The organism is Candidatus Thiodiazotropha sp. LNASS1 (assembly GCF_964212655.1).
Classification (GTDB): domain Bacteria; phylum Pseudomonadota; class Gammaproteobacteria; order Chromatiales; family Chromatiaceae; genus Thiodiazotropha.
In genome coordinates, this window is sequence record NZ_OZ156465.1 from 3,820,459 (window position 1) to 3,835,781 (window position 15,323).

The 15,323-nt window shown below is 54.8% G+C and carries 14 protein-coding genes; 2 read left to right on the top strand and 12 right to left on the bottom strand.

All coding sequences use genetic code 11. The annotated features are described in order from the left end of the window. Positions 1 to 35: 35 nt before the first annotated feature. Positions 36 to 2,918: a ribonucleoside-diphosphate reductase subunit alpha gene (locus AB8516_RS17000; RefSeq protein WP_369162426.1), complete on the bottom strand. Its 2,883-nt coding sequence runs from the start codon at positions 2,916 to 2,918 to the stop codon at positions 36 to 38. A 1,071-nt stretch (positions 2,919 to 3,989) separates the two neighbouring features. Here AB8516_RS17000 and AB8516_RS17005 point away from each other — a divergent pair. Further along, positions 3,990 to 4,442 (top strand): CBS domain-containing protein, encoded by a 453-nt coding sequence (locus AB8516_RS17005; protein WP_108294238.1) that lies wholly within the window; start codon positions 3,990 to 3,992, stop codon positions 4,440 to 4,442. A 196-nt stretch (positions 4,443 to 4,638) separates the two neighbouring features. On the opposite strand, the gene AB8516_RS17010 is transcribed toward AB8516_RS17005, so the two are convergent. Then, positions 4,639 to 5,148: a DUF302 domain-containing protein gene (locus AB8516_RS17010; protein ID WP_369162427.1), complete on the bottom strand. Its 510-nt coding sequence runs from the start codon at positions 5,146 to 5,148 to the stop codon at positions 4,639 to 4,641. Positions 5,149 to 5,198: 50 nt separating this feature from the next. Continuing rightward, complete coding sequence (locus AB8516_RS17015; protein WP_369162428.1) at positions 5,199 to 5,810, bottom strand: cytochrome c; 612 nt, start codon at positions 5,808 to 5,810, stop codon at positions 5,199 to 5,201. A gap of 502 nt (positions 5,811 to 6,312) precedes the next feature. On the opposite strand from AB8516_RS17015, the gene AB8516_RS17020 reads away from it, so the two are divergent. Then, positions 6,313 to 7,089, top strand: coding sequence for a cytochrome c (locus AB8516_RS17020; RefSeq protein ID WP_369162429.1), 777 nt, complete (start codon positions 6,313 to 6,315; stop codon positions 7,087 to 7,089). An 85-nt stretch (positions 7,090 to 7,174) separates the two neighbouring features. On the opposite strand, the gene AB8516_RS17025 is transcribed toward AB8516_RS17020, so the two are convergent. The 9 genes from AB8516_RS17025 to AB8516_RS17065 form a co-directional block, all read right to left on the bottom strand. Next, a complete protein-coding gene (locus tag AB8516_RS17025; protein WP_108294246.1) occupies positions 7,175 to 8,473 on the bottom strand; it encodes an NAD(P)/FAD-dependent oxidoreductase in 1,299 nt (432 codons plus the stop codon). Between the two features lie 15 nt (positions 8,474 to 8,488). Beyond that, positions 8,489 to 9,106 carry a c-type cytochrome gene (locus tag AB8516_RS17030; RefSeq protein ID WP_108294248.1) on the bottom strand — a complete coding sequence of 206 codons (618 nt, stop codon included), beginning with the start codon at positions 9,104 to 9,106 and terminating at the stop codon, positions 8,489 to 8,491. Between the two features lie 186 nt (positions 9,107 to 9,292). Further along, complete coding sequence (locus tag AB8516_RS17035) at positions 9,293 to 10,225, bottom strand: ankyrin repeat domain-containing protein (RefSeq protein WP_369162430.1); 933 nt, start codon at positions 10,223 to 10,225, stop codon at positions 9,293 to 9,295. Between the two features lie 79 nt (positions 10,226 to 10,304). Next, positions 10,305 to 10,871: a NapC/NirT family cytochrome c gene (locus AB8516_RS17040; RefSeq protein WP_369162431.1), complete on the bottom strand. Its 567-nt coding sequence runs from the start codon at positions 10,869 to 10,871 to the stop codon at positions 10,305 to 10,307. Positions 10,872 to 11,060: 189 nt separating this feature from the next. After that, positions 11,061 to 11,687 carry an anaerobic ribonucleoside-triphosphate reductase activating protein gene (locus AB8516_RS17045; protein WP_369162432.1) on the bottom strand — a complete coding sequence of 209 codons (627 nt, stop codon included), beginning with the start codon at positions 11,685 to 11,687 and terminating at the stop codon, positions 11,061 to 11,063. A 2-nt stretch (positions 11,688 to 11,689) separates the two neighbouring features. Continuing rightward, positions 11,690 to 11,893, bottom strand: a complete 204-nt coding sequence (gene nrdD / locus AB8516_RS17050; protein WP_369162433.1) for an anaerobic ribonucleoside-triphosphate reductase — start codon at positions 11,891 to 11,893, stop codon at positions 11,690 to 11,692. Further along, positions 11,877 to 13,922: a ribonucleoside triphosphate reductase gene (locus tag AB8516_RS17055; RefSeq protein WP_369162434.1), complete on the bottom strand. Its 2,046-nt coding sequence runs from the start codon at positions 13,920 to 13,922 to the stop codon at positions 11,877 to 11,879. Before AB8516_RS17055 ends, nrdD begins: the two co-directional genes overlap by 17 nt. Before the next feature lie 279 nt (positions 13,923 to 14,201). Further along, complete coding sequence (locus AB8516_RS17060; protein ID WP_108340855.1) at positions 14,202 to 14,840, bottom strand: MBL fold metallo-hydrolase; 639 nt, start codon at positions 14,838 to 14,840, stop codon at positions 14,202 to 14,204. Next, the gene (locus AB8516_RS17065) at positions 14,840 to 15,211 is read right to left on the bottom strand and encodes a co-chaperone YbbN (RefSeq protein ID WP_108340856.1); all 372 of its coding nucleotides are present in this window, start codon (positions 15,209 to 15,211) and stop codon (positions 14,840 to 14,842) included. The genes AB8516_RS17060 and AB8516_RS17065 overlap by 1 nt, the downstream gene beginning before the upstream one ends. Positions 15,212 to 15,323: the final 112 nt, after the last annotated feature.

Sequence of the window (15,323 nt, forward strand, 5' to 3'; positions counted from 1 at the left end):
TTTATCGCTTGAGTGGTGGCTTTTCATTGAATCGCCTACTGGCAGGCCTCGCAGTCCGGATCGAGGATGGAGCAGGCCTGGGGCGCTTCGCCGCCGGCGCCGATCAAGTCGACACCACTACCGCTGTCCTCCTGCTTGATCGAGGTCTTCTCGGCGCCGGTGGCCCCCATGGAGCGCAGATAGTAGGTGGTCTTGAGGCCGCGTACCCAGGCCAGCTTGTAGAGGTTGTCCAGTTTCTTGCCGGAAGGCTCGGCCATGTAGAGGTTGAGTGATTGCCCCTGGTCGATCCATTTCTGGCGCCGGGAACCGGCCTCCACCAGCCAGCGGGCGTCTATCTCGAAGGCGGTGGCGTAGACCGCCTTGAGCTCCGCTGGAATACGGTCGATGGGCTGCAGGGAGCCGTCGTAGTATTTCAGGTCGTTGATCATCACCTCGTCCCACAGTCCCAGCTTCTTCAGATCGTGCACCATGTAGGGATTGACCACGGTGAACTCGCCGGAGAGGTTCGATTTGACGAACAGGTTCTGGTAGGTCGGCTCGATCGACTGGCTGACACCGCAGATGTTGGAGATGGTCGCGGTGGGGGCGATCGCCATGGTGTTGGAGTTGCGCATCCCCTGGATCCGGATCTTCTCCCGCAGAGCGTCCCAGTCGAGGGTCTGGCTCTCGTCCACCTGCAGGTAGTCGCCCCGTTCCGCCTTCAGCAGCTTGAGGGAGTCGATGGGCAGGACGCCCTGGCTCCACAACGAGCCCTCGTAGGTGGAGTAGCGGCCACGCTCGGCAGCCATGTCTGAGGATGCCTGGATGGCGTAGTAGCTCACCGCCTCCATGGAGCGGTCGGCGAACGCCAGGGCCTCTTCCGAGGTGTAGGCGAGGCGCTGTTTGTAGAGGGCATCCTGGAAACCCATGATACCGAGGCCGACCGGGCGGTGGCGCAGGTTGGAGTTGCGCGCCTGGGGCACGCTGTAGTAGTTGTAGTCGATGACGTTGTCGAGCATGCGCATCGCGGTGGTCACCGTCTTCTCCAGTTTCTTCAGATCGAGACCGTTTTCATCCACATGGGCGGTGAGATTGACCGAGCCCAGGTTGCAGACCGCGATCTCCTGGTCGTTGGTGTGCAGGGTGATCTCGGTGCAGAGATTGGAGCTGTGCACCATGCCCATGTGCTGGTTGCTGTAACGCATGTTGCAGGGATCCTTGAAGGTGATCCAGGGATGGCCGGTCTCGAACAGCAGGCCGAGCATCTTGCGCCACAGGTCCATCGCCTTGACGGTTTTACTCACGTCCAGCAGTCCCTTGGCCGCCTTCTCCTCATAGGCGAGATAGGCCTTTTCGAAGGCCTTGCCGGTGAGCTCGTGCAGATCCGGGGTGTCGTTGGGCGAGAAGAGGGTCCAGTCGGCCTCTTCGGCGACCCGCTGCATGAAGAGATCGGGGATCCAGTTGGCGGTGTTCATGTCGTGGGTGCGGCGGCGTTCGTCACCGGTGTTCTTGCGCAGCTCCAGGAACTCCTCGATATCGATGTGCCAGGTCTCCAGGTAGGCGCAGACAGCCCCTTTGCGCTTACCGCCCTGGTTGACCGCCACCGCGGTGTCGTTGGCCACCTTGAGGAAAGGCACCACGCCCTGGGACTTGCCGTTGGTGCCCTTGATGTGGGCGCCGAGGCCGCGCACCCGGGTCCAGTCGTTGCCCAGGCCGCCGGCGAACTTGGAGAGCAGGGCGTTGTCCTTGATGCTGCTGTAGATGCCGTCCAGGTCGTCGGGCACGGTGGTCAGATAGCAGCTGGAGAGCTGCGGGCGCAGGGTGCCGGAGTTGAACAGGGTCGGCGTGGAGCTCATGAAGTCGAAGGAGGAGAGCAGGTCGTAGAACTCGATGGCCCGTGTCTCGCGGTCGATCTCATTGATCGCCAGGCCCATGGCGACGCGCATGAAAAAGGCCTGGGGCAGCTCGAAGCGAATGCCGTCCTCGCTGTGGATAAAGTAGCGGTCGTAGAGGGTCTGCAGCCCCAGGTAGGTGAACTGCAGGTCCCGTTCGGGCTTGATGGCGGCGATCAGCCGGTCCAGGTCGTACTGGCCGAGACGGCCGTCGAGCAGTTCCAGCTCCTGGGCCTGCTGGATATAGCGTTTGAAATAGCTGCAGTAGCTGTCGGCCATCTCCGCCTGGGTGTTGACCGGGGTGTCGAGACCGAGGAAGCCGAGGGCCTCCCGGCGCAGGATGTCGAGCAGCAGGCGGGCGGCGACCTGGGAGTAGTTGGGCTCCTGATCGATCAGGGTGCGGGCGCTCATCACCAGGGTCTGGGAGACGTCGCTCTCTTTCACTCCGTCGAACAGGTTGCGGCAGGCCTCCTGCAGGATGCGGCCGGCATCCACCTCGTCCAGACCGATGCAGGCCTCGTTGACCAGGGCCTGCATCCGTTCGATGTCGAGGGGGCGGCTGGAGCCGTCGGCCAGGGTGACATTGACGATATGCTCTTGAGGAATGCCTTCGACCTCGGCGCGCTTGGCCTCCTCTTCCAGGCGCTTCTGTGACTGGCGCTCGCGATAGAGGACATAGGAGCGGGCGGCCTTGTGTTCACCGGAGCGCATCAGCGACAGCTCCACCTGATCCTGGATATCCTCGATGTGCACGGTGGCGTTGTCGGGCAGACGGCGGGTCAGTGCGCCGACCACCTGGTCGGTGAGGGCCTGGACGGTATCGTGAACACGGCTGGAGGCGGCCGCACTCCCGCCCTCGACGGCGAGGAAGGCCTTGGTCATGGCAACGCTGATCTTGCTGGGGTCGAAGTGAGTAACCTTGCCGTTCCGGCGGATCACCTGGATGCCGCTGGTGGTGCTGGCGCGCGCGTGTGTTTGAGGCTCCTGCATCATGGTCGGCTGGGTAACTGAAACGGAAGCGTCGCTATTGGCTGCTTGTGTGGCCATCTCTTCTCCTGAATGTGTTCGCATCGTAGCCATTACTGCGCCGGGTCTACGGATCTGACTGCCCTGGCTGTCGATTGTCTATAGGTGGTTAAACTATTGTCTTTGTCATGCGGACAGGGTGGCCGGTTTGCGCGGGTCGTTGCATGCCCTGTCTGCGTCAGGCCTCTTGCCGTGGGGGGCGTCTAACCCCGAGGCCGGTTTTTCTCTCTATGGCCGATTATTTTTCCGGCCTTATCCTCTGGTCGTTGATGTGGTATCAAAAGCCAGATTATTAATACAGTAAACACAATATATATCCTATTTGGCTGATGTCAACCACAACATATTGTGTATGAAGCTGTGGAAAAGGGTGCTCTCTCTGTGCGTGAATTGTGGATAAGTTATGGATTATTATGACCTTTTCTCAAGAAATCATCGGTTTACAGTACAGGGTGGTGATTGACCTCGAAGGCCTGTCAGGCGGAGAGAGGCGAAAAAATTATTTCTGGGTGGAAATGGACTTAAGCGGATCGGGAATTTAGTTCTCCATATGACAGACCTGTTCACTTCCGAACCTGATTATCCATCAGTCTCAGCGATGTGCTCTAGCCTGCCTCATCGTCACTGAGGGCGCTGTGAATACAGGTCGCAAACAGTCGCATATATGAATAGTGCGCAAATGAACGCGAAAAAACGCTATTTTAGCGGTTAATACCATAAGTATCGGTGAGACACCCCCACTAACGTCGTGTCGCACAAGCTGCAGGATAGGGTTCATCCAATCTACCCTGTTGAAGAACTAATAAATACGCTTGCGTTCATTTGCGGACTTAAAACTATTTTGCGAGCATTCGCGGTTTTCTTATAAAGTGCACGATCACCTTATCGTTGGCCGGGTATCGTGGGTAATCATGTTTCCGAATTAAGCATTGGTTTGCCCATAATTCCGATCAGGTTGGGGGAGGAAAAGGGTTGGCAACCAGATCCAGAATGCGTATCGTTAACGGCCTGTAAAACAACGGTATTTGACCAGAGGCCGTTGGATTGTCTGAACGGGCCCTGAAACATTCGAACTGACGAGGAGTTTTATAAATGCTGGTAAGCGAAATCATGACAAGAACACCAAAAACGGTGACTCCGGATACCAAGCTTCTGGAGGTGGTCTCTCTGATGTGCCTGTTTCGTTACAGCGGCCTTCCAGTGGTAGAGGAGGGTAAATTGTTGGGCATCATAGCGGAAAAGGATGTGTTGCATCGCATGTTCCCAACCCTCGAGGAGGTCATGGATGGAATGTCGGCACCTGACTACGACAGCATGATGCTGCAATATAAGGATGTGGTGAATCTACAGGTGTCCGATCTCATGACGCCGAATGTGATAACGGTCAGCCCGGATATGCACATACTGCGAGCCGCCACGATCATGGCGCGCCACAAGTTCCGCCGTATCCCGGTTGCCGATGGCGGACAGTTGGTGGGGATGCTCAGCCTGGGCGATATTCACAAGGCGATCTTCCAGGCCAATCTGGCCGAGAGTATCAGTTGATACCAGGCATTGTGATCCGTTAGGAAAGCCAGCCGCGAATGAATGCTAATCACCGCGAATAAACGCAAATCTATTGGCCTTATAAAGCAGAAGGATTGTTTGTAAGCCAAAGCATGTTATCGCAAGAACAGAAGCGTAACTGTTTCACAATACCATCGGCGAAAATTTGCGGTGATTAGCGACCATTTGCGGCCAATCAGAACTCGCCGGTGGCGCCGGCAACCATCACATCGAGCATTGCCTGGTTGACGCGAATCGCGATCTCCGTGAGCTCGGGCGGCAGCAATTCACTGTTGATCAGCATATCCAGATTCAACATCATCAGCCAGAGCTGACCGTCCTTATCTTCCACCATGGCGATACGGCAGGGCATGTAGGCGGCGTAGATTGGATCGTGAATGATCATCTTCCGCGCATCCTCCGGGTTACAGAACTGGAAGATGTCGAGATAGGGGGTTTTAAGGCCGCGTGCCTCCAGCTCTTTGGATACCTGCTGTCTGGCGACATATTTCAGATTGATCTCCGCTGCGCGGGACATCAGCGCCTGTACCGCATCATCTCTGGTGACCCCATCCTTGACACTCATCTGCACCACCGTCTGTTTGATGTCGGTGATATTGATTTCAGGTTGATCACCAGCCAGGGCAGAGGCAGTCAAGAATAGGCTCAGCAGCAAAGCGAGTCCCAGTGCTTGTATCGATTTCATAGCATTCTCCCGAATGTTTCGGTTTATTGATTTATTGTGAAATTGTCCGTTTACTTTTTATTGTTGGGCGCCATCGATGAAATATAGGCAAGCAATGCCTCTATATCCTGGTCCGACAATTCGTCAAAGGTTTCATCTTCCGGATCGTCGTCATGTACCCGCTTGTCCCACTGGAACATCTTCATCTGCCGAAAGAGGTAACGTGGGTATTGCAGCGCCAATGCCGGGATCCCCTTGCGTGATTTTCCCATGCCGTTCTTGCGGTGGCAGCTTTTGCAGTCGCCATTATAGAGCTCTTCACCCCGTGCCACATTACCGGGCCAGAGCGGGATGTTGTTTAAGATGGGATTGATCTTTTCAAGATTGATACTTTCATAGTAGGCAGCGATGTCATCGACATCCTCTTCGCTGATTGAATGCAGGGACGAGGTGACTACCATGCGGGGATTGATCCTGTCTCCCTTGATGTAGGCTTCGATCTGTTTGATCATATAACCGGCTGGCGTGCCGGCAAGTCTGGGTGAGGCCGGCCCTGGCGTTCCCTGTCCGTAATGACCATGGCACAGGGCGCAGCTGCGCGCCTGTTTCCTGCCATTATCAAGATCGACTGCATGCGCAAACATGGGGATGGATAACAGGAGGGTTATCAGTAGCCTGTTCATAGTTAAGCGGCTCCTTCTTATTAGGATGGTCGTTAAAAAAACAAGGTATGTATTGGTATATAAACCCAACCGCGAGCCGCAGAAGCCGTGTGCCTCAGTCCGATATGGATTGAGGCAGTGAATAAATCATTGCTCTTTTGGCACCCCTAGCTGGAGATCTTTTTCAGGATTATTATTCCGGTTTTGTATGGGCCGGTGATCGATTAACACGATCATTTTTATCGTTTCTGATTCTCACAAAACTGCCTGTCGCTTTCAATTATTCTTATTCTTTATCAACCCTAAAATAATCAATGGAATTGGGTTGACCTGTGCTTTATTTATTGTGTCCTGGCAATACCCTGGCTATATTACATCTTACATAGAATAAATACTGAAGCAGTGAAAACTACCTGACCTGTTGCATTTCTTAATTCAGGTATAGCTTGGTTTGCAGTCTCGATTGAGTGATTTATTTCTGATCGCACTGTACGATGACGATAAATTACATTATGGAGTTTCAATGAGAAAGTCTATTTGGGTAACTTCCTTATTGTGCGTATTGGCTACGGGGCAGGTGGTCGCACAACCAACCGACGATGCTATGCGTGAATATGAGCAGGCAATGGAATTGACCCCGAACCTGGAGAACGGAAAAAAGGTATATCGAATCTGCTCCGTTTGTCACACTCCGGAGGGATGGGGCCTCGAGAGTGGCGCCTATCCTCAGGTGGCCGGCCAGTTGCCGACAGTACTGATCAAGCAGTTGGCCGATATTCGTGCCCGTAACAGAGACAATCCCACCATGCTGCCGTTCACTTCCCCAAACCTGCTTGGCGGGGCTCAGGAGATCGCGGATGTGGCGGCCTATATCTCACAATTGCCGATGTCGCCGTACAATGGTGTGGGACACGGGAATGACCTTGTATGGGGTGAAAAACTCTATAAGGACAACTGTACCGAGTGTCACGGTGAGATGGGTGAGGGTGATCTGGAGGATCACATCCCCGCCATATACGGACAGCACTACCGCTATTTGCTACGTCAGTTCGAGTGGATAAAGATTGAACGCCGTCGTAACGCCGACAAAAAGATGGTTAAGCAGATTCACAACTTCAGCCATCGCGATATTCGAGCCGTTCTCGATTATGTTTCGCGCATCAGACCGCCAAAGGAGAAGATTGCAAAAGAGGGGTGGCGAAATCCGGATTTTCCCAACTTTGCCAGGCCGGCGCACTTGCACTCCGGCGCTGGTTACGCCATCGATAAACGGCCGGGCAGGCCCATGCGGCCTGAATAGGTCCGTTACGGAGCACGGCAGGGCATAAAAAAAGCGGGGTTTAACCCCGCTTTTTTATTATGCCGGTCCTTGGCATGCAGTCGGTTTACATGAAGATATCATTGGTGATATTGGTAAACCAGCTGTGGGCGTATGCGACTTCGCGCGCACGCATCTCCGGTGTTGCGTCGGTTGGCGTCAGACCACCGGATACCTTGGTGATCTTGGAGCCGTCCTCGGCCAGCTGATAGACAGCCGCGACGGAGATACCCCAATCCTTGCCAACAATGGAGTAGCAGGTGTTGACATAGGCCGGTGTGCCGGGCTCCTGACCGTTCAACAGGGCTGCCACGCTTGCGGCGCAGACCTTCGCTTCGGAATTGGCGGCATAACCGGATTTCGGCATACCTTTGGCAATCGAGGCGTCACCGATCACATGGATGTTCTTGTGAATGGTGGATTCGAAGGTATGCAGGTTGATGGGGCACCAGCCGCTGTCGTTGGTCAGGCCGGCCGCAAAGGCGATCTTACCCGCCTTCTGGTTCGGGATGACGTTCAGAACATCAGCTTTTATCGTGTCATCGAAACCGGTAACGACAGATTTCGAGCCGGCATCAACCTTGATCACGGCATTGTCGTTCGAGCCCTGAGCACTGCCACGCCACTCGATCATGGAGTTGTCGGTCTCATAGCCGTAGAGTGCCTTCCAGCCCTGGGTGAAGAGCCCCATTTTGGAGAACTTAGGCTTCGGATCGAGGATGATGATCTTCGACTTCGGCTTATGCTGCTTCAGATAGTGGGCTATCTGAGAAGCACGCTCATAGGGTCCAGGAGGACAACGGAAGGGGTTGCCGGGAGGCGCGATAACGACAGTGCCGCCATCCTTCATGGCTTCCAGTTGCTTGCGCAGGGTAACGGTCTGGGAACCGGCTTTCCAGGCGTGCGGAATCTCCTCAGCCACCTTGGCGTCGTATCCATCGATGGTTTCCCACTTGAAGTCGATACCTGGAGCAACGATACAGCGATCGTAAGGGAAGCTCTTGCCGCCGGCTGTCTTGACGGTCTTGGCGTTGGCATCGATGGCGGTGACCACATCATGGACAACGTTGACGCCGTGTTTGCCGAGTCCGGCATAGCCGAATTTGATGGAGTCGATACTACGGTCGCCGCCCAATACCTCGTTGGACAAGTAGCAGGTGTAGTAGTTTTTGTTGGCTTCGATCAGGGTGACTTCGATGGTTGGATCGGCCATGCGCAGATATTTGGCAGCAGTGGCACCACCGGTACCGCCGCCGACAACAACCACTTTCTTGGAAGCGCCCAAGGCGATATAGGGGGTACCCATCATGCCGATGGCAGTAGCCGCACCCGCGCCTTTAACAAATCCTCTTCGAGTAATCTTCATATCTCTCATTCCCCCTTATTGCTTGCCCTGGGCGTAGTAGTTGAAGAGCGCCTCGAAGCCGGCATCGCCCTCTTTCTTGATCATCTGATTGACCTTTTTCTTCATCTTCTTCGTCATCTCACGATCGCCCGCTTTGTAGTCGGCCATTGTGTAGTGAAGATAAGGTATCAGCTGACCCATCAGAATACCGGAGTCATCCTCTGCCGATGTGCCGCCGTCAGCATGGCATTTCTCGCAGTATTTATCGTGTAGCTTGGCGCCTTTCTTGGCCAGCTTCGGATCAGAATCCTGCTTGGCAGGAACAAAGGGCTGTTTGGCGAAGAATTCGCCCATGGCCTTAATCTCATCATCGGAATAGCCCTTGGCGATCCGTCCCATGATGGTGTTTTTAACCGAACCATCTTTGAAACCCAGCATCACCTCTTCGAAATAGATGGCAGAGATGCCGCCGATGCTCGGGGTTGCCGGGCCCGCGCTTGCGCCGTTGGTTCCATGGCAACCAGCACAGGTAACGGCAAGCATGTTGGCACTGGCGCCCGTCATCGTCTTGGGCTTGTCAGCAGCGAAGGCCGCAGATGAAGCACTGATTGCCAGTGCGCCGATCAGGGCTCTCTTTAGTTTTGTGTACGCCATGTTACCTCCTTTGGTATTAAAAACAGGCTTACATTATTTTAGATCAGGGTGCAAAGTGCGCCCTGTCGTATGAACCGGAGCAGCGATTGGAACTGTTCCTGTTGCAGTAGACTCAGATGGGTATCCTCCACGCCTCGAGAGAGGCAAATATTGGGAAATACTTCCCCCACCTGGGCAATGCCCTTTTTATTTTAGAAGGCCCGCAACCTCGACATGCTTTTTCTTTTCAGCGATGTCCAATGCAGTGTGGCCCTCATTGTCTTTATTCATTTTATTTGCGCCGTGTTTAAGCAGCAGCTTAACCATCGGCTGTGAACCTTTACGGGCGGCTTCCATCAACGGTGTGATGCCGTCTGTATCCGCCAGATTGACATCGGCGCCGGCCACGAGCAGCAAGCGTGTGGCCTCGAGCCTATCCTGTCCCACGGCCCAGATCAGGGCGGTAGCGCCGTCATTGTCTTTGGCGTCGAGATTGGCATAGTGGTCGATAAGCACCGTAACCGCACTGTTATTGCCACTGTCGGCGGCAAGTATCAATGCCGTGGAGCCATTCTTATCCCGGCTTTCAATCTCTGCGCCATGCTTCAGGAGCATGGCAGCGGTGTCGGCATGTCCTTTCTCTGCCGCCATCATCAATGCGTTGTGACCATGTTTGTCCGAGGCCTTGGGATCGGCACCCTTGAACAGCAGTTGTTCAACCATGTCTGTGATGCCGTAGCGCGATGCGATCATCAGCGAATCCCAGCCGGCGCGTGTGCGATCATGCAGATTGGCGCCCCGTTCCAGCAGCATGGCCGTCAGGGCGGGATGGCCGTTCTCGGCAGCGAATGTCAAAGCCGAACAGCCTGCTACGGTCCGCGCGTTCACATCCGCACCCCGGTTCAGCAGTACCACCACGCTTTCGAAATTGTCGTTCTCGACAGCCATCATCAGCGCGGTTTTACCGAATTTGTTTGCCGTGTCGACCGGGATACCTCTGTCCAACAGGGCGGTTATGGTTTCGACATCACCGATGCTGGCGGCCAAGCGCAGATCTTTCTCGTCCTGTTTGTCACCGGCATACAGGGGCGACATTAAAAGAAGCACAATGGTCGCAAGGAGCAGTCTGGTGTATTTCATTGCTTTCCTGTCAAGAGACTTAACTTCATATTTCATTGAGCAAAGCCAGTGAATTATATCAAACCCGCTTCAAGAGCGGTTAGGACTCATCGTCCTCTTCCGGTTCGTCCGGCTCCTCGTGCGCGACGCCTTTATGACAATCGATACAGGCCTTGCCCTCATCCATTGCCTTCGGGTGGCGTTTGCGGGCACTGCGATCCTGCTCACTCAGGTCCATATTGGCAAATTCATGGCAGGAGCGGCACTCACGGGAGTCGGAAGCGCGCATCTTCTCCCAGACCCTGGTCGCCATATCCCAGCGGAGGGCCTCATACTTTTCCTTGGTGTCGATGGTGCCCATGATCTCGTGATAGACATCCTTTGCGGCCATCACCTTTGCGATCATCTTGGGGATGAAAGGCTTGGGTACATGACAGTCCGCACAGGTGGCCTGCACACCTGAAGCATTCTTGTAGTGAGCTGTCTCCTTGAACTCTTCCAGGTTGACCTTCATGGAGTGACAGGAGGTACAGAAATCCATCTCATTGGTGAATGCAAGGCCCATACTGAACAGACCGGAAAAGATGATACCACCAATAAAAATTATGCCCGCTAGGATTATAGAAATTTTACCCGCGGACCTGTAGCCAGCATGCTGTCTGAACATACTCCACCCTCGAAATTCTGCAAGGAAAACGTTCTGTATTCCTTGTGTCGTTTGTAGCTATCCCGTCTACTTCCTGTTAGACCGGGTTATTTTTCTTGACTGGGGGATGTTACGTCAAGTCGAATGTCAATGCAAAAATTACTCTGTAAACAATTGCATGTGACATTATTAGTAGGAACTAATCTAGCTCTAACTGACCTGTTGGACCGGGCGTTCTTGCGGCAAATGACGATAAGTCTGCCACTTATGATTGATCTCACCCAGGGTCTTGAGTTCCTCTAGGAGGCGGTTTCGGTAGTCTGGATTGTCTATGGCGGGAAAAAGCGTGGTGCGTATTTCATGGGCTACGCCGCTGGCGGCCAACAGGCGGGCGGAGCGCCAGGCCGACTCCCCGGAATGGCGCGCCCCGGTCAGTGCGGGATAATCTTCCACCAGGGCCTTGATATCCAACCCCACCCAATCGATCAACGGCAGCAGTTGCTCGAAGCGTTCTGGATAGATACCCGCCGTATGCAGGCCGACCAGAAAACCCATCGATTTAATATCTCTGACGGCCTGTGCGATTGATCGCTGGAGTGTCGGTTCACCGCCGCTGAACACGACTCCATCCAGTAAACCGATACGGACTGAGAGAAATTCGAGAATCTCCTTCCAGGATGGCCGGTTGTCGTTTCGTCGCGGCAGTAGCTCCGGGTTTTGACAGTAGTGGCAACGCATAGGGCATCCCTGGCAGAACACCACGGCCGCCAGATGACCCGGGAAGTCGATGGTGGTCATGGGGGTCAACCCCCCCACCCGAAGCGCTTCGCCCGGCATGATCAGCTGTCGATGTCCACCGTTTCTTCATCCGTGGAGAAATGGGGCGAGGCGGAGGTCCGAGCCTGAACGAAGTAGCGGCGCTCCGCCTGCTCCGACTGTTTGCCGGGATTGAATGCGGAGATGGGGCGGTGGTAGCCCATCACCCGTGTCCAGATCTCGCAACGGGTGCGTTCCTCATCTTTCAGTTCAGTGGTGTGATGCATGGTTGATCTCCTGTTGTTTGCGCAGTATGAGTTCGTGATCGCATTTGGGACAGAATTCGTGCTCTCCGTTCAGATAGCCGTGCCGCGGGCAGATGGAGAACGTCGGTGTGATGGTCAAGTAAGGTATGCGGAAACTCTGCAGGGCGCGCCTGACCAGTTTTGCACACGCCTCGTCGCTGCTGATCCGCTCATTCATATAGAGGTGCAGCACGGTGCCGCCGGTATATTTTTGCTGCAGCGGCTCTTGATGCTGCAGAGCAGCAAAGGGGTCGTCGGTAAAGCCCACCGGGAGCTGGGATGAGTTGGTGTAGTAGGGTTTCTCTACACTCCCCGCCTGCAGAATGTCCGGATAACGTTTTCTGTCCTCCTTGGCGAAGCGGTAGGTGGTTCCCTCTGCCGGTGTCGCCTCCAGGTTGTAGAGATTGCCCGTCTCCTCCTGAAACGCCACCATGGTCTGGCGTATATGGTCGAGGAAGCGATGCGCGAAATCAGCGCCTTCGGCTGTGGTTATGTCCTCCCGGTCGTCCGTGAAGTTACGGATCATCTCGTTGATGCCGTTGACGCCGAGGGTGGAGAAGTGATTTCTCAAGGTCCCCAGATAGCGTTTTGTATAGGGAAAGAGACCGGCGTCCATATGGCGCTGTATCACCTTGCGCTTGATCTCGAGACTGTTGCGGGCCAGTCTCAGGAGTTCATCCACTCTTGCCATCAGGGCAGCCTCATCGCCGGCGTAGAGATACCCCAGGCGCGCGCAGTTGAGGGTTACCACACCCAATGAACCGGTCTGTTCCGCCGAGCCGAAGAGCCCGTTGCCCCGCTTCAGCAATTCCCGCAAATCGAGTTGCAGGCGACAGCACATGGAGCGCACCATGTTCGGACTCAATTCGGAATTCAGGAAGTTCTGGAAATAGGGCAGACCATATTTTGCCGTCATCCTGAACAGCCGCTTTGCGTTTTCACTCTCCCAGGGAAAGTCGGGAGTGATGTTGTAGGTGGGTATGGGAAAGGTGAAGACCCGGCCTTTTGCATCCCCGGCAGTCATTACCTCGATATAGGCGCGGTTGATCAGGTCCATCTCATGCTGCAGCTCGCCGTAACAGAAGGGCATCTCCTGGCCGCCGATGACGGGGACCTGGTGGCGCAGGTCCTCGGGACAGACCCAGTCGAAGGTCAGATTGGTGAACGGGGTCTGGGTACCCCAACGTGAGGGAACATTGAGGTTGTAGATCAACTCCTGTATGGCCTGATGGACCTGCTCATAGCTGAGGTTGTCTTTGCGCACGAAGGGCGCCATGTAGGTGTCGAATGAGCTGAAGGCCTGTGCGCCGGCCCATTCATTCTGCAGGGTACCGAGAAAGTTGACGATCTGGCCGACGGCGCTGCTCATGTGCTTTGGAGGCGCGGACTCCACCTTGCCGGGCACCCCGTTCAAGCCTTCATGCAACAGGGTGCGCAGGGACCAGCCTGCGCAATAGCCGGCAAGCATGTCGAGGTCGTGGATATGTATATCAGCCGTGCGGTGGGCTTCACCGATCTCAGGGGGATAGACATGATTGAGCCAGTAGTTGGCGATCATCTTGCCGGAGGCGTTGAGGATTAATCCGCCCAGGGAGTAGCCTTGGTTCGCGTTCGCGGAGACCCGCCAGTCGGTGCGCTGCAGATATTCGCTGACAGAGGCGCTGACATCCAGCAGGGTGCGGCGGTCTTCCCTCAGCTTTTTGTGTTGTTCGCGATAGACGATATAGGCACGGGCTGTCTTCAGGTGGTTGGCGCTTATCAGTACCTGCTCGACGATATCCTGGATACGCTCGATGCTAGGGATCATTTTCCGGTAGCCTGTATGGCTCAACACCTTGATTACATGGGCGGTCAGTAAACCGGCCTCGTCACCACTGAATTCGCCGCTGGCATCACCCGCCTTGAGGATGGCGTTTTGTATCTTGTCACTATTGAAATCGACCTCAGCGCCATCGCGCTTGGTGACCTTGGCGGGCAGCCAGGATTCTCTCTTCAAGGCGTGGGCATGCATGATCGGTGACCCTCCAGGTGATTTATTTTTAAAGCACTATATGTAGCGGTGTATATGAAGTAAAACACTATATATTGTGTTTTCAAGGTAAATACTTGACCCAGGTCAATTGCCCGTAAAATCTTCTTCAGATTAGAGCCGTTTTAAGATTCAGGGAGTTAGAATGGGGTGTTGATAAATCACCCTAAGTTCTGTTCAAAATAGGGGAACCCTGCAGGAGGTGACATGACCCGGCAGCCATCCAATCAGCTGGGCCGATTGGATTAGCGTTGCCAGTCCTTAGCAACCGTCGCAGACAAAGGGATTGCTGCGTCGCTCTTCGCCGAAAGTGGATTCCGGACCGTGCCCGGGGATGAATCTCACGCCGTCACCCAGCGGCCAAAGGCGATTACGGATCGAGTGGATGAGGGTGGCGTAGTCCCCACGGGGAAAATCGGTACGACCGATGGAACCATTGAAAAGCACGTCCCCGACCTGGGCTATTTGCGAGGCGCGATGAAAGAAAACCACATGTCCGGGTGTGTGGCCAGGGCAGTGATGGACCTCCAGATGCTCATCCCCAACGGTGATTTCATCTCCCTGGTCCAGCCATTGGTCGGGTTGACAGGCGGTACTGCCGCCAAATCCGAACATGGCGGCTTGTTGCTGCATATTATCCAGCAGGAAGGCATCTTCACGATGCGGCCCGATTATCGGCAGATTCAGCATCCGGGCCAGTTCGCCGGCGCCGCCGGCATGGTCGAGATGACCATGGGTGAGCAGAATGCGCTCAGGCACGAGTTCAAGTGCGTTGAGCTGATCCACGATCAGCCGGGTATCGCCACCCGGATCGATGATGGCTGCATTGCGGGTCTTATCACACCAGAACAGGGTGCAGTTCTGTTGGAAGGGGGTGACGGGAATGATTTTATAGTGCATCAGGCGAGCTTCTTCAGCATGGTCTCCAATTGTGATTCCGTTTTCGCTCCCAGAGCGACCTGCGTGACCACATTGTCTTTCATCATTACCAGTGTGGGTGTGGCCCTGATATTGAAGATCCTGCTTGTCTCGGGATCCTCACGGACATCAACTTTTACGATACCCTCGTATTGCCTCGCCAAACGATCGATGATCGGTGTCATGGCACGACAGGGCGAGCAGCGTTGGCTGTAGAAATAGAGCATTCGGTTGCCGTTCAGATTACTATCGATCTTTCTGCCGACCAGGCGTTTTGCCGATAGATAGCTGAACATCGGCACAAGTATGAGAAAACTTGCAACCAACAGTAACACGATCATTATCCAGGACATAGTGAGTGTTTACCTCGTCTCTGCAAATACCGATTCACAGATGGTTTTTCAGGATCTATTAACAGATCCTGGGCCGGCCGGATACAATGACAGCCTACTTTCAGTGCAATAA